At 40.5% G+C, this 16,309-nt stretch carries 13 protein-coding genes; all 13 read left to right on the top strand.

Translation table 11 applies throughout. The annotated features are described in order from the left end of the window. The first annotated feature begins 161 nt into the window (after window positions 1-161). The 13 genes from NLW78_RS11215 to fsa all read left to right on the top strand — a co-directional run bounded on the left by NLW78_RS11215 (window position 162) and on the right by fsa (window position 16,292). Window positions 162-2,297: a (Fe-S)-binding protein gene (locus NLW78_RS11215; RefSeq protein ID WP_254497222.1), complete on the top strand. Its 2,136-nt coding sequence runs from the start codon at window positions 162-164 to the stop codon at window positions 2,295-2,297. Window positions 2,298-2,404: 107 nt separating this feature from the next. Continuing rightward, complete coding sequence (locus NLW78_RS11220; RefSeq protein WP_254497223.1) at window positions 2,405-3,592, top strand: acetyl-CoA C-acetyltransferase; 1,188 nt, start codon at window positions 2,405-2,407, stop codon at window positions 3,590-3,592. Window positions 3,593-3,607: 15 nt separating this feature from the next. Next, entirely contained in the window at window positions 3,608-4,462 is an 855-nt protein-coding gene (locus tag NLW78_RS11225) for a 3-hydroxybutyryl-CoA dehydrogenase (protein ID WP_254497224.1), read from the top strand. A gap of 16 nt (window positions 4,463-4,478) precedes the next feature. Then, on the top strand, window positions 4,479-5,606 hold the full coding sequence (locus NLW78_RS11230; protein ID WP_254497225.1) for an acyl-CoA dehydrogenase: 1,128 nt from the start codon (window positions 4,479-4,481) through the stop codon (window positions 5,604-5,606). Between the two features lie 17 nt (window positions 5,607-5,623). Further along, a complete protein-coding gene (locus NLW78_RS11235) occupies window positions 5,624-6,766 on the top strand; it encodes an acyl-CoA dehydrogenase (RefSeq protein ID WP_254497226.1) in 1,143 nt (380 codons plus the stop codon). A gap of 13 nt (window positions 6,767-6,779) precedes the next feature. After that, window positions 6,780-7,715 (top strand): methylmalonyl Co-A mutase-associated GTPase MeaB, encoded by a 936-nt coding sequence (meaB, locus tag NLW78_RS11240; protein ID WP_254497227.1) that lies wholly within the window; start codon window positions 6,780-6,782, stop codon window positions 7,713-7,715. Window positions 7,716-7,719: 4 nt separating this feature from the next. Further along, window positions 7,720-8,346, top strand: coding sequence for a TetR/AcrR family transcriptional regulator (locus NLW78_RS11245; RefSeq protein WP_254497228.1), 627 nt, complete (start codon window positions 7,720-7,722; stop codon window positions 8,344-8,346). Between the two features lie 25 nt (window positions 8,347-8,371). After that, a complete protein-coding gene (gene icmF / locus NLW78_RS11250) occupies window positions 8,372-11,611 on the top strand; it encodes a fused isobutyryl-CoA mutase/GTPase IcmF (RefSeq protein WP_254497229.1) in 3,240 nt (1,079 codons plus the stop codon). A 185-nt stretch (window positions 11,612-11,796) separates the two neighbouring features. After that, window positions 11,797-12,288 (top strand): DNA-directed RNA polymerase subunit delta, encoded by a 492-nt coding sequence (gene rpoE / locus NLW78_RS11255; protein WP_254497230.1) that lies wholly within the window; start codon window positions 11,797-11,799, stop codon window positions 12,286-12,288. A 163-nt stretch (window positions 12,289-12,451) separates the two neighbouring features. Then, entirely contained in the window at window positions 12,452-14,050 is a 1,599-nt protein-coding gene (pyrG, locus tag NLW78_RS11260; protein WP_254497231.1) for a CTP synthase, read from the top strand. A 139-nt stretch (window positions 14,051-14,189) separates the two neighbouring features. After that, entirely contained in the window at window positions 14,190-14,555 is a 366-nt protein-coding gene (locus tag NLW78_RS11265; protein ID WP_254497232.1) for a response regulator, read from the top strand. Between the two features lie 141 nt (window positions 14,556-14,696). Then, window positions 14,697-15,560: a class II fructose-1,6-bisphosphate aldolase gene (fba, locus tag NLW78_RS11270; protein WP_254497233.1), complete on the top strand. Its 864-nt coding sequence runs from the start codon at window positions 14,697-14,699 to the stop codon at window positions 15,558-15,560. Between the two features lie 84 nt (window positions 15,561-15,644). Next, window positions 15,645-16,292 carry a fructose-6-phosphate aldolase gene (gene fsa, locus NLW78_RS11275; protein ID WP_254497234.1) on the top strand — a complete coding sequence of 216 codons (648 nt, stop codon included), beginning with the start codon at window positions 15,645-15,647 and terminating at the stop codon, window positions 16,290-16,292. Window positions 16,293-16,309 lie beyond the last annotated feature (17 nt).

Here is a 16,309-nt window from a genome sequence, read left to right on the forward strand (position 1 = left end):
CCAACATGGAATGTCCTAACCCATATTATTTTCCATTAGAATATTGACTGAATGCTCATTCATAATATAAAGTAAAACTATAAAACAGTGAAAATACATTTTTTGTAGCATGAATTAACTTTAGCATACATACAAGTAAACGAACAAAGGAGGAGAGAAATATGGAACCTTTACTAATTTTAAATTGGTTGTTGTTCATTTCTGTAACCGCTTACGCATTGGGGCTTTTTGTAAAGGTTGTTCGTACACGGGTTGCTTATATTAAACTCGGTAGAAAAGTAGAGTTTGATCGGCAGTTACAAGAACGGCTCAAAAAGGTTTGGGTGAATGTGTTTGGCCAAAAAAAATTGTTGAAAGATAAAAAGTCTGGCATTATTCACGTTATGATGTTTTACGGATTTATTCTCGTTCAATTTGGGGCCATTGATTTAATATGGAAAGGGTTAGTACCAGGTTCGCATTTACCGTTTGGCTTTTTATATCCTGGTTTTACATTTTTCCAGGAGCTTGTTACGTTTATGATACTCGTAGCAGTCGTTTGGGCCTTTCATCGACGCTATATTGAGAAAATCGTCCGGTTAAAGAGGGGATTTAAAGCTGGGCTTGTTTTACTCTTTATTGCGACTTTAATGCTATCCGTTTTGTTTAGTAATGGAATGGCCATATTATGGCATGGTGAACCTTTAACATGGACTGAACCTGTAGCATCTAGTATCGCTTTTTTATTTAGCTGGCTTAGCCCAACCGCAGCCACTGTTTTATTCTTTGTTGCCTGGTGGATTCATTTATTAGTACTTTTATCCTTTTTAGTATACGTACCTCAATCAAAACACGCCCACTTAATTGCAGCACCTGCAAACGTCTTTTTAAGTCGTAATACCTCACCTGGAAAACTCACAAAAATTGATTTTGATATTGATGAAGATGCTGAAGATGTCTCCTTCGGTGTTGGCAAAATAGATGATTTCACCCAATTACAAATGATCGACTTCTACGCTTGTGTGGAGTGTGGTCGTTGCACGAATGTTTGTCCTGCAACAGGGACCGGAAAAATGTTGTCCCCAATGGATTTAATTGTGAAACTGCGGGACCACCTTACTGAGAAAGGGGCGGCCATTACCGGAAAAACTCCCTGGGTGCCGACATATGCCTTTGCAAATACAGAAGGAAATCAATTAGCCCAAATGGCCCAAGCAAAAGAAAAGGGTCAAGATGAAGTGGCGGCAGGTTTAGAAAATTTCCAATCTACTAGTTTAATAGGTGATGTCATTACCGAGGAAGAAATTTGGGCATGTACAACGTGTCGAAATTGTGAAGATGAATGCCCGGTAATGAATGAGCATGTTGATAAAATCATTGATTTACGTCGTTATCTCGTTCTTACCGAAGGGAAAATGGATCCTGAAGCCCAACGGGCGATGATGAACATTGAACGCCAAGGAAATCCATGGGGTCTATCGAAAAAAGAACGGGAGAACTGGAGAAAGGAAAATGAATCGTTACGAATTCCAACAGTTAAAGACATGAAAAAAGAAGGTGAAGAGTTTGAATACTTATTTTGGGTTAGTTCGATGGGTTCCTACGATAACCGCAGTCAAAAGATAGCCCTATCCTTTGTTCGACTTTTAAATGAAGCTGGTGTTTCATTTGCTATACTTGGGAATAAAGAACGTAATTCAGGGGATACTGCCCGTCGTCTTGGAAATGAGTTTCTTTTCCAAGAGTTAGCGGAGAAGAATATTAAGGAATTTGAAAAACATAATGTGAAAAAGATTGTGACCATTGATCCTCACGCATACAACATATTTAAAAACGAATACCCAGATTTCGGTTTTGAGGCTGAAGTGTATCACCATACAGAGTTATTAGCCCAACTAGTGGCGGAAGGGCGTTTAACACCAAAACATGAACTGGAAGAGAAGATTACTTACCACGATTCTTGTTATTTAGGACGATATAACGAAGTGTATGAACCACCAAGGGAGATTTTGAAGGCCATTCCTGGAGTAAATGTTGTAGAGATGGACCGGAACCGGGAACGTGGCATGTGTTGCGGTGCTGGTGGTGGATTAATGTGGGCTGAAGAAAAGACAGGAAACCGTATTAATGTGGCCCGAACGGAACAAGCGCTTCGCGTTTCACCAACAATGATTTCTAGCGGTTGTCCGTTCTGCTTGACAATGTTAAGTGACGGTACGAAAGCGAAAGAGGTAGATGAGGCTATAGGAACTATGGATGTAGCAGAAATACTAGCGAAATCTATTTTTGGTGAAGAGAAAGAGGAAAACCTCGCATAATTGACGAAAGAGGTGTGTGCAACTTTGTGCGCACTTTCCTTTTGAACCAATATCGAGCGAGCGTTCAATCAATATGTAAGCGTTGACAATTAAGGGGAGGAATGAATATGACGAAGACAGTTATTGTGTCTGGTGCCAGAACACCATTTGGAAAGTTTGGGGGATCTTTAAGTTCGTTGTCTGCAGCTGAACTAGGTGGAGAAACGATTAAGGCAGCGTTACAGAGGGGAAGTGTGAAAGAAGAAGACGTTAACGAAGTGATTATGGGATCTGTTTTACAAGGAGGCCAAGGACAAATTCCTTCACGACAAGCGGCCATTCATGCCGGGTTACCGTGGAATGTGAAAACAGAAACCATCAATAAAGTCTGTGCGTCGGGGTTACGAAGCGTCACATTAGCTGACCAAATTATTCGGGCAGGCGATGAGGAGGTCATTGTGGCAGGTGGCATGGAGAGTATGAGTAGCGCACCTTATATATTACCAAAAGCCCGTTGGGGTATGAGAATGGGGGACCAGAGTATAGTAGATTTAATGATACATGATGGTTTAACGTGCGCCTTTGATGGTGTTCATATGGGAACTTACGGAAATAAGACAGCATCTGACTTAAACATTACCCGTGAAGCTCAAGATGAATGGGCATATCGGAGCCATCAAAGGGCGGTAACGGCAATAGAAAATGGAACATTAGCCGACGAAATTGTACCAGTACATGTACCACGACGAAAAGGTGATCCAATCGTTGTGAAACAAGATGAAGCACCGAGAAAAGATACCTCGTTAGAACAACTGGCAAAACTACGTCCAGTATTTGGCCGGGATGGCACAATTACAGCTGGAAATGCTCCTGGTGTTAATGATGGTGCATGTGCCATGTTGTTAATGTCGGAAGATCGTGCTAATCGGGATGGTGTTGAACCGATGGCTACAATATTAGCTCGTGATGAAGTAGCTGTAGAAGCTGAAGACTTTCCGAAGACACCAGGACTTGTCATTCAATCACTACTAGAAAAGACAGGGAAAACATTGGATGATATAGATTTATTTGAAGTAAATGAAGCATTCGCTGCTGTAGCTTTAGCGAGTGGAAAAATTGCAAATTTAAATATGGAGAAAGTCAACGTAAACGGTGGTGCAGTAGCATTGGGTCATCCAATTGGTGCTAGTGGAGCCCGTATATTATTAACTCTCGTTTATGAACTAACACGTCGCGGTGGTGGATTAGGGATTGCCGCTATTTGCTCTGGCGGAGGCCAAGGAGATGCAGTTTTAATTGAGGTACCAAAACGATAAATGGGGGGGAAAATGATGAACGTAAATAAGGTAATGGTGATCGGTGCTGGGCAAATGGGGGCAGGCATTGCACAAGTGTTTGCCCAGTCCCGCTTCCGTGTTTTGTTACATGATATTAACGAGGAAGCATTAACAAAAGGAATCCATTCTATTACAAAACAACTTAACCGCGGGGTTGAAAAAGGAAAAATAGACGTACAACAAAAAGAACATACACTAGCCAATCTATCAACAACGACTTCGTTACAAGATGCTAAAGATTGTGACCTAGTCGTTGAAGCAGTCGTAGAAGACATGGGTATCAAAAGAAGAGTATTTGAACAATTAGATCAATATACACCTCAACATACGATTTTAGCCTCGAACACATCTTCTCTACCAATAACCGAAATTGCAGCTGTTACAAATCGTCCTGAACAAGTCATCGGTATGCACTTTATGAATCCAGTCCCGGTTATGAAGCTCGTTGAAATTATTCGCGGGCTGGCAACAACAGATGAAACCTACAACACCATTGAGGCAATTACGAAAACGTTAAACAAAACACCAGTAGAAGTAAATGATTTTCCTGGCTTCGTATCCAATCGCGTACTAATGCCTATGATTAATGAGGCTATATACACAGTCTATGAAGGAGTGGCAACACCCGAATCGGTAGATGAAGTGATGAAATTGGGAATGAACCATCCGATGGGTCCGTTAACGTTAGCTGATTTTATCGGTTTAGATACATGCCTTTATATTATGGAAGTATTACATGAAGGGTTTGGTGATAGCAAATACAGACCTTGTCCTCTTCTTCGCAAATATGTGAAGGCTGGGTGGCTTGGTAGGAAAACGGGTAGGGGATTTTACGTCTATCACAACTAATGGGGGTCAACTGAATATGAATATGTCTTTTACCGAAGAGCAAGAAATGATGCGGAGAATGGTTCGTAATTTTGCGAGGCAAGAAGTAGCCCCGACGGTGGATCAGATGGAAAAAGAAAACCGATTTCCCCGTGAAATTGTTCGCAAAATGGGAGAACTAGGCTTAATGGGCATCCCCATTCCCGAAAAGTATGGCGGAGCAGGCATGGACTTTACTTCATATATAATCGCCATCCATGAATTGTCGAAAATAAGTGCCACTATTGGCGTCATTTTGTCGGTTCATACATCAGTCGGAACAAACCCGATTTTGTATTTCGGAACCGAAACGCAAAAGAAAAAGTATGTACAAAAGCTTGCCACAGGTGAGTATTTAGGTGCATTTGCGTTAACAGAACCAGCAGCCGGATCTGATGCGGCCGGCTTAAAGATGAAAGTGACGAAGCGCAACGATTATTACGTGCTGAACGGTACGAAGCTATTTATTACGAATGGCGGAGAGGCTGATACGTACATCGTGTTTGCTAGAGCAGAGAACGGAATTACAGCTTTTATTGTAGAAAAAGGGACGAAAGGGTTAGAAATTGGAAAGCAGGAACGTAAGATGGGCTTGCACGGTTCCAACACCGTTCAATTGTCCTTTGATCAGTGTGAAGTTCATGAATCACAAAGGTTAGGGGAAGAAGGGGAAGGCTTTAAAATTGCCTTGGCTAATTTAAATGCAGGAAGGATTGGGATTGCCGCACAAGCACTTGGAATTGCGGAAGCGTCTTTAGAACATGCAACGCAATATGCGAAGGAACGAGAGCAGTTTGGAAAGCCGATTGCGAACCAACAAGGTATATCCTTTAAATTAGCAGACATGGCTACGGAAGTCGAGGCAGCCAAACTATTAACCTATCAGGCGGCTTACTTGCATAGTAACGGCAAGCCTTGTGGGAAGGAAGCCTCCATGGTGAAAATGTTTTCATCAAATACAGCGATGCGAGCTGCCATTGAAGCAGTACAAACGTATGGAGGCTTTGGGTATACGGAAGATTACCCGGTAGAACGATTCTTCCGTGATGCGAAAGTAACACAAATTTATGAAGGTACGAACGAAATTCAACATGTGGTCATTAGTAAAGAGCTATTGGAGTTATAAGGGGAGGATGAATCAATATGAATTTTGAACTAACAGAAGAACAACAAATGTTAAAAAAGATGGTCCGTGACTTCGCCAAAAATGAAGTAGAGCCTACTGCAGCTGAACGAGATGAAGAAGAGCGTTTTGACCGTGAAATTTTCGACAAGATGGCCAATCTTGGGTTAACGGGTATACCGTGGCCTGAGGAATATGGAGGCATAGCGTCTGACTTCGTTAGTTACGTTATTGCTGTTGAAGAGTTATCCCGTGTTTGTGCCTCAACAGGAGTAACATTGTCAGCACACATTTCATTAGCGAGTTGGCCGATATATAAATTTGGAACGGAAGAACAAAAAAAGACGTTTTTAACACAACTTGCTACAGGAGAAAAATTAGGAGCATACGCCTTATCTGAACCAGGATCAGGTTCTGACGTCGCATCCATGCGTACGACAGCTAAGGAAGACGGTGAATACTACATTTTAAATGGGAGTAAAGTTTGGATCACAAATGGTGGGGAAGCAGAAATCTATATCGTATTTGCCAAGACGGATTATGATGCCCGTCATAATGGGATCACTGCGTTTATTGTAGAAAAAGGGACAAAAGGGTTTTCCTTTGGGAAAAAGGAAAAAAAGCTTGGAATCCGTTCTTCACCAACAACAGAACTAATCTTTGAAAATTGTAAAATACCGAAGGAACATCGCCTTGGTGAAGAAGGCGAAGGTTTCAAAATTGCCATGATGACATTGGATGGAGGACGTAACGGGATTGCCGCCCAAGCAGTAGGGATTGCGGACGGTGCGTTAACCGCGGCTGTAGAATATGCGAAAGAACGGGAGCAGTTTGGAAAGCCGATCGCGCATAATCAAGGGATTTCGTTCAAGCTCGCAGACATGGCGACAGAAGTGGAAGCTTCCCGTTTATTAACATATCAAGCAGCTTACCTTGAATCAAAAGGATTACCATATGCGAAAGCATCAGCTATGGCAAAGTTGTTTGCTGGTGATACAGCGATGCGTGTGACTACAGAAGCAGTACAAGTTTATGGTGGTTACGGTTATACGAAAGATTATCCAGTTGAACGTTATATGCGTGATGCAAAAATTACCCAAATTTATGAAGGTACGAACGAAATTCAACGTCTCGTTATTGGACGAATGTTAACGAAAGAATAGGAAGGGCGATTGTATGAAGGCATTAGTTGAACGGGTGCGAAGTCAAGATCAAAGAGCGTTAGCGCGTGCCATTTCCTTTGTTGAAAATGATCATCCAGATAAATTGAGCATGCTGAGTGACTTTGCCAAAACGGGTCACAGAGCACATTATATTGGGATTACAGGTTCACCGGGAGCAGGAAAAAGTTCACTCGTGGACCGCATCATTACAGCAGTTCGTCAAGCAGGGAAAACCATTGCTGTCATTGCAGTCGATCCAACAAGCCCTTTTAGCGGAGGTGCATTGTTAGGAGACCGCTTCAGGATGCATAAGCATTTTTCTGATCCCGATGTGTTTATTCGTAGTATGGCAACAAGGGGGAGTTTAGGTGGGTTAGCCCGTTCAACGAAGGATGCTGTTCGTGTTTGTAATGCGTATGGATTTGATTATGTTTTAGTTGAAACTGTTGGTGTTGGCCAGTCAGAATTGGACATTATGAAAGTGGCTGATACAACGGCTGTCGTGTTAACACCAAATAGTGGTGATGTATTGCAAATTTTTAAGGCGGGTATTATGGAAATTGCCGATTTATTCGTCATTAATAAAGCGGACTTGCCAGGGGTACAAAAACTAAAAACACAACTGTCTGAATTTATGCATATCGTTCATCATGAACATTGGGTTCCTCCTATTCTTGAAACGATTTCAACGGAAAATAAGGGAATCGATGAGCTGCTGCACAAAGTGGAACAGCATCACCGTTTTCTACAACAAACAGAGGCAGGGCGAAATAAACAAACACGTCAACTGACGTTCGAAATTTATGATATTATCCGTGAACAAATTTGGCTTGATGTGAAGAAATTTATCGAAGCAGATGATGAAAAGCAAAACACTCTCAAGGCAGGCAAGAATCCATATACAATCGCGAAAGAATGGCTTCGGGATTGGAAAAGGGAGAGGGGTTAAGTTCATGGTGAAAAAAGTGCATTCCTCTATCAAGGATGAAGTTTTAATTGAGAAGAGGCGGAACCAAATGATTAAGGGAGCGGTCACTTTATTTAAAGAAAAAGGTTTTCATCGAACAACAACTCGGGAGATTGCGAAAGCATCAGGGTTTAGCATTGGCACCCTTTATGAATATATTCGCACGAAAGAAGACATCTTATTTTTAGTTTGTGATGCTATTTATGAACAAGTAAAAGATAAGCTTGAACAAGTGATTAATACAAAGTTGAAAGGCGAACAAAGCTTAACACATGCAGTGAAATCCTACTTTCAATTAATGGATGATATGCAAGATGAAGTCATTGTCATGTACCAGGAATTGAAATCGCTTTCGAAAGAGGCGCAAGACTATGTCCTTTGTAAGGAGCGGGATATGGTAAATATGCTCGAAAGACTAATTGAATCGGTGATTCCTTATGAAATGAATGAAAAGGAAGTTAAGTTAGTTGCGAACAATATATTTGTTCAAGGTCAAATGTGGGGGTTTCGTAGGTGGATGTTACAACGTGACTTTTCGATAGAGGAATATAGCGAGACACAACTTTCGTTTTTGTTCCAATCGTTACGGTTAGAACAAGATATGGCCAAATAGAGAGCCAAATGTGGGAGGAGAAAGTATGGAGAAACCTTATGTGTATAAACCGAAACATTCGGTTCGTTTTGTAACAGCATCAAGCTTATTTGATGGTCACGACGCTTCTATCAATATTATGAGACGAATCTTGCAGTCTAGTGGGGCTGAAGTGATTCATTTAGGTCATAATCGTTCAGTAGAAGAAGTTGTGAACGCTGCGATTCAAGAGGATGTGCAAGGAATTGCGATTTCTTCTTATCAAGGAGGGCACGTAGAGTATTTTAAATATATGGTCGACTTGTTAAGAGAAAAGGGAGCAGGACATATTCGCGTTTATGGTGGTGGAGGCGGGGTTATTATTCCTCGTGAGATTAATGAGTTACACGAATATGGGGTAGCGCGTATCTTTTCACCTGAGGACGGCAGGGAACATGGCCTGCAAGGCATGATTAACATGATGATAAAAGAGTGTGATTTTACCCCACCCATGGATCTGGAAAGTGATTTACAACGATTAGAAAAAGGAGATGCCCAAGCAGTCGCCCGATTTATTACGTATGTAGAAAACGAACAACATGTAGGTAATGATACCGCAGCTACGACAGAGAAGGTATTTCAAATGGAAAATGACACGATTCCCGTACTCGGTATTACTGGGACCGGGGGAGCGGGAAAAAGTTCATTAACAGATGAATTAATACGTCGGTTTATTCAAGAAGTACCCGAAAGAAGAATTGCAATTCTTTCGATTGACCCGACAAAAAGAAAAACAGGTGGTGCTTTGCTTGGTGACCGTATCCGGATGAACGCAATCTTTCATGAAAGAGTGTTCATGCGGTCATTAGCAACGAGGGATTCTAAAACGGAGTTGTCAAAAGCTGTCCAAGATGCCATTCGTGTATTAAAGACAGCGGGCTTTGATTTAATTGTTGTTGAAACAAGTGGAATCGGTCAGGGGGATGCCGAAATCACCGAAATTACCGATTTATCGATGTACGTAATGACAAGTGAGTATGGCGCACCATCCCAACTAGAGAAAATTGATATGATTGATTTTGCCGATTTTATCGTCATTAATAAATTTGAACAGAAAGGTTCTGACGATGCTCTACGACAAGTTCGAAAACAATACCAAAGGAGCCACATGTTATTCCATGATGATCCGGAATCCTTACCAATATACGGGACGATAGCAAGTCAATTTAATGACCCGGGAACGAATACGTTATTTGCAGCCATTATCGAAAAGGTCAACGATAAATATGGGTGGAATGAAACAACATCCTTTGAAAGGGATGGGTTAGTAGAAAAGAAAAACTTGATTATACCGAATGAACGGAAGCAATACTTGCGAGACATTGTGCAAACAGTAAGACGTTACCACGAGAATGCAGAAAAACAAGGTGAGTTTGCCCGCAAGTTATACCAATTAAAGGGGACGGCGGAACAGTTACCACAAGAGGGTAGCGAGCAGATTACAGAACTTGTACAAAAGTATGAAGGTAAGCTGGATTCTGCCAATTTAAAAGCATTGGAAAAATGGGATAAAGTAAAGTCCCGTTACGAGCAAGAGCAAATGACCTATAAGGTGCGAAATAAAGAAATTACGATAGATTTGACGACGGAAAGCCTGGCAGGGCTGAAAATACCGAAAGTAGTATTACCAAACTACCACGATTGGGGCGATCGCCTCGTTTGGTTGTTAAAAGAAAATGTACCAGGAGCATTTCCTTTTACAGCCGGTGTATTTCCGTTTAAACGAAAAGGGGAAGATCCGAAACGACAGTTTGCTGGAGAAGGAACTCCAGTACGAACGAATCGTCGCTTTCATTATTTATCAAAGGATGATGATGCGAAGCGGCTTAGTACGGCATTCGATTCTGTAACTTTGTACGGTCATGATCCAGATGAACGACCAGATATTTATGGCAAAGTAGGAGAAAGCGGCGTTAGTATATGTACCTTGGAAGACATGAAAAAATTATACAGTGGGTTTGATTTATGTGATCCACTCACATCTGTATCGATGACCATTAATGGACCTGCTCCTATTATATTGGCGATGTTCTTCAATACCGCCATAGAACAGCAAGTGGAAAAGTTTGAACAGAAGCACAATCGAAAGCCAAACCATGAAGAATATGAACAAATTAAAGCAGAAACATTAACTGTTGTTCGGGGAACAGTGCAAGCCGATATACTGAAGGAAGATCAAGGTCAAAATACGTGTATTTTTTCAACGGAATTTGCGTTAAGAATGATGGGTGACATTCAAGACTATTTTATTGAACACAATGTACGAAATTACTACTCTGTCTCTATTTCTGGCTATCATATTGCAGAAGCAGGAGCAAATCCTATTACACAGTTAGCCTTTACATTGGCAAATGGGTTTACGTATGTAGAATACTATTTAAGTCGCGGAATGGATATAAATAAGTTTGCACCAAATTTATCATTCTTTTTCTCGAATGGCTTAGATCCGGAGTATACAGTAATTGGCCGGGTTGCAAGAAGAATTTGGTCAATCGTGATGCGGGATAAGTATGGAGCAAATGAACGAAGTCAAAAGTTAAAGTATCACATTCAAACATCAGGACGTTCTCTCCATGCACAAGAAATTGACTTTAATGACATTCGTACAACATTACAAGCTTTAATCGCAATCCAAGATAACTGCAACTCCCTTCATACGAACGCTTATGATGAAGCAATTACTACGCCAACCGAAGAATCCGTACGGCGGGCGATGGCCATCCAAATGATCATTAATAAAGAGTTCGGTTTAACTAAAAACGAAAATTCATTGCAAGGTTCGTTTATCATTGAAAAGTTGACAGATTTAGTAGAGGAAGCAGTCCTGCAAGAGTTTGAGAGGATTAATGAACGTGGCGGCGTACTAGGGGCGATGGAACGTCAATATCAACGTGGGAAAATACAAGACGAATCATTATACTATGAAGGGAAAAAACATTCCGGGGAACTCCCAATTGTAGGTGTGAATACGTACTTAAATCCTAATCCCCCAACAGAAGAAGAAATTAACTCTATGGAGCTTGCTCGAGCATCGAAAGAAGAGAAAGAAGAACAGATTCGTAATCTACGTGAGTTTCAAAAGCGTCACGAACAAGAAGGAAAAGTAGCCTTAGAGAGGCTGAAGCATGTGGCATCGTCTGGTGGGAATATTTTTGCTGAACTGATGGAAACGGTGAAAGTAGCAAGTCTCGGCCAAATTACAAATGCACTATATGAAGTTGGCGGCCAATATCGCCGAAATATGTAAACCTATTATGAGGAGGGTCTATTTTCGTTGATTTCCTCCTCTTTTTTATGATTATTACTGGCATAATTGCTATTATTTTGTATATAATGTATGGTATGGTTGAACTACGACAACATGAGAGCAATGTTTAAAATATATGATTATGATAATGAAAATGATAATGAAAGAAAAAGGGAGTGCTGTTCGTGAGCTTGGAAAAATACACCCAGGAAGATCTTGCCGAATTGTCCATGGTAAATATCGCCATTGAACTTCTATCAGAGGAAAAAAAGGCTATGGACTTTAATGAATTATTTAACACCATAGCTGAAGCGAAAGGTTTTACCCAAGTACAAAAAGAAGAATTCATCGCACAATTTTACACCGACTTAAACATTGACGGCAGGTTCATGACAGTCGGCTCAAATCTATGGGGGTTGAAAAGATGGTACCCTGTAGAGCAAATTGAAGAAGAACTTACGACAACTGTACGTAAGAAAAAGAAGACGAAGAAAACGAAGAAGAAAAAAGAAGTAGAAGAAGTTATTGAAGAAGAAGAAGAGTTCGAAACAGATCTAGATGAAGACATCTTTGATGAAGCAGAAGATGAAGATTTCGGTTTAGATGATGAAGACTTTGGTGAAGATGAAAGTGAAGACGACATTGTCGATGGCGAGAAAGAAGACGAAAGTTTATAAGTTCTTGACTTTCAAACAGGGAACAGATAATATTTTATTTGGGCTCTATTAAAAATGTGTAAACGGCGCTCCCGAATATTATTCGGGGCGCTTTTCTTATTTTTACCATACATATTTGTTAAACGCCCTCCTAACGATAAAAAAAGAGAAGAGGGGTTGAACGATGACAAAATATATATTTGTAACCGGTGGAGTAGTATCTTCATTAGGAAAAGGAATAACTGCAGCTTCATTAGGCAGACTGTTAAAAAATCGCGGATTAGAAGTGACCATTCAAAAGTTTGATCCGTATATCAATGTGGATCCAGGGACAATGAGTCCATATCAGCATGGTGAAGTATTTGTTACGGAAGACGGTGCTGAAACAGATTTAGACTTAGGTCACTATGAGCGTTTTATTGATATTAATTTAAATAAATATAGCAATGTAACTACAGGGAAAATTTATTCTGCGGTCATTCGAAAAGAACGTCGTGGTGAATACTTAGGTGGTACTGTCCAGGTTATTCCGCACATAACGAACGAAATTAAGGAGCGTATTTTCCGTTCCGGAAAAGAAACCGGCGCTGATGTTGTCATTACAGAAATCGGCGGAACAGTAGGGGATATAGAATCCCTTCCGTTTTTAGAAGCGATTCGCCAAATGAAAAGTGATATCGGTAAAGAAAATGTAATGTACATTCATTGTACCCTTGTCCCATACTTAAACGCTGCTGGAGAAATGAAAACAAAACCGACACAACACTCAGTAAAAGAGTTACGTTCTCTCGGTATTCAACCAGATGTAATTGTACTTAGAACAGAACATGCAATTAGTACCGAATTAAAAGAAAAGATTGCACTGTTCGGTGACATTAATGCGAAAGCTGTAATTGAAGCACGCGATTCTGATACGTTATATCAAGTACCACTAGACTTACAAGCACAGGGACTTGACCAACTAACGTGTGAACATTTTGGATTAACATGTCCGGAAGCAGATATGGCTGAGTGGAAACAACTCGTCAACAAAGTGCAACATTTAAAAGGCAAAGTAAACATTGCGTTAGTCGGAAAATATGTTGAGCTGCAAGATGCTTACATATCTGTTGTTGAATCATTAAAGCATGCTGGATATCGTTTTGATGCAGACGTCGATATTACGTGGGTCAATGCAGAGCATGTGAATGAAGAAAATGTAACAGAAAAATTACAAAATGTGGACGGAATATTAGTCCCGGGTGGTTTTGGAGACCGTGGTGTAGAAGGGAAAATCGCAGCTACGAAATTTGCTCGTACGAACAGCATACCATTCCTAGGTATTTGTTTAGGTATGCAATTAGCATCAGTGGAGTTTGCGCGTAACGTAGCCAATTTAAATGGTGCCCATTCAGCTGAAATTAAAGAAGATACACCACATCCGGTCATTGACTTACTACCGGAACAAAAGGACGTCGAGGATTTAGGTGGAACATTACGCTTAGGTGTATATCCTTGTAAATTACAAGAAGGTACAAAAACATATGCGGCATACGAGGATGAAATTGTGTACGAACGTCATCGTCACCGTTATGAATTTAATAATGAATACCGCCAGCAAATGGAACAACATGGATTTATTTTCTCTGGGACGAGCCCTGATGGTCGTTTAGTTGAAATTATTGAACTTAAAGATCACCCATGGTTTGTAGCATCCCAGTTCCATCCGGAATTTAAGTCCAGACCAACAAAACCGCATCCTCTTTTCCGTGATTTTGTAAAAGCATCAATGGATCATAAATAACATGAAAAGGACTTGAATCATCGATTCAAGTCCTTTTCGTGTTGGAAAGATGAACATAAAGTCTATGCAATCCATTGAAGGGATTTTTCTAGTTTTATAGAAACTATTAAAGATAAAGGAATCGGAGAAGGTGATGTATATGGAGAAACGGAAAATATACGTGGTCGATGATCAATTTGGTATTCGTTTATTGCTAAAGGAAATCATCGAAATGGAAGGCCATGAAGTGTATGATTTTGAAACGGGCGGAGACGCACTTCAGCAAATGGAAAGCCAGCAACCTGATCTTTTATTTATTGATTATCGCTTGCCATTGATGAACGGAATCGAGTTAGTAGAAAAAATGACGTTGAAAGGGATTTCCGCACCAATAGTAATGATGAGTGGGCTATCGGAGCAAGATATTGAAGGAAAATCAAAATTTACGAATATAAAACACGTTTTACTCAAACCCTTTAATATTGAAGAGGTAAAACGTATCCTGCAACTTCATTTATCACAATAAACAGCTTCAGAAAATAACTTGTTTTGTTGCACATACATATTGGACTTGGTATTCTATAAAAGTAAAGTAATTTACATAAATTAATCATGTCTCCTCCGAACTACATCGGGGTAGGCATTTTACAACAAAGGAGGAACATATATGCCGTTAGTTTCCATGAAAGAAATGTTAGAAAAAGGGAAAGAAAATGGCTACGCGGTAGGCCAGTTTAATTTAAATAATTTAGAGTATGCACAGGCAATTCTTCAGGCTGCAGAAGAGGAAAAATCTCCAGTAATTTTAGGTGTTTCAGAAGGTGCAGCTCGTTATATGGGTGGATTCAACGTTGTTGTAGCTATGGTTGATTCATTAATGGATGCATATGGTACGACAGTGCCTGTAGCTATTCATCTTGACCACGGATCCAGCTTTGAAAAATGTGCAGAAGCAATTCACGCTGGTTTCACTTCCGTAATGATTGACGGTTCTCACTATCCATTAGAAGAAAACATTGCTCTTACACAAAAAGTGGTTGAACTAGCTCACATTCACGGTGTATCTGTAGAAGCTGAGCTTGGCCGTATCGGCGGACAGGAAGATGATCTTGTAGTTGATGACGCTGAAGCTGCATATGCTATTCCATCTGAGTGTGAAAAATTAGTGGCAGAAACAAATGTCGATTGTTTTGCACCAGCATTAGGCTCTGTCCACGGTCCATATAAAGGGGAACCAAACCTCGGTTTCGACCGTATGGAAGAAGTTCAAAAGTTAACAGGTGTACCTTTGGTACTACACGGTGGAACTGGAATTCCAACAAAGGATATTCAAAAAGCCATTTCACTTGGTACAGCGAAAATTAACGTAAATACTGAGAACCAAATTTCTCAAGGGAAAGCCGTTCGCCAAGTATTAGCGGAAAAGCCGGACCTATATGATCCACGTAAATATTTAGGACCTGGACGTGACGCTATTAAAGAAACTGTTATTGGTAAAATGCGCGAATTCGGTTCCTCAAATAAAGCATAATGTATGAAACGAAAAGGAAAACCGCAAGGAGCGGTTTCCTTTTCGTGTTTTTATATAAATGTCATTAAAGGGGTGCAGGGGAAAATGAAATTTTTTGTTGATACAGCTAACATTGAAGAGATTCGTGAAGCGATTGATTTAGGAGTTCTTGCAGGAGTAACAACCAATCCAAGTCTTGTGGCAAAAGAGAATATCTCATTCCATGACCGGTTACGGGAAATTACAAAGGAAGTTGACGGTTCTGTTAGTGCAGAAGTTATTTCTGAAGACAGTAAGGGTATGTTAGAAGAAGCTGAAACATTAGCGGCAATTGCACCAAACATTACAATTAAAGTGCCGATGACTCTCGAAGGGTTAAAAACGGTGAAAGTGTTAAGTGAAAAGAACATTAAAACAAACGTAACGTTAATCTTCTCCGCAAATCAAGCATTACTTGCTGCAAGAGCAGGTGCTACATACGTCTCTCCATTTTTAGGTAGACTTGATGACATCGGTCATGATGGTATGTCCTTAATTGCTCAAATTTCAGAGATCTTTACCCGCCATAATATTGAAACAGAAATCATTGCTGCTTCTATACGCCATCCAATGCACGTAACTGAATCCGCATTACACGGAGCACATATTGCAACAGTTCCACTAAAAGTACTAAAACAGCTCGTGAAGCATCCACTCACAGACCAGGGTATAGAGAAGTTTCTAACCGATTGGAACAACCAAAAAAAGGCATGAAAACTGTAACAACTGTA

Source organism: Salirhabdus salicampi (genome assembly GCF_024259515.1).
GTDB lineage: Bacteria > Bacillota > Bacilli > Bacillales > Alkalibacillaceae > Salirhabdus_A > Salirhabdus_A salicampi.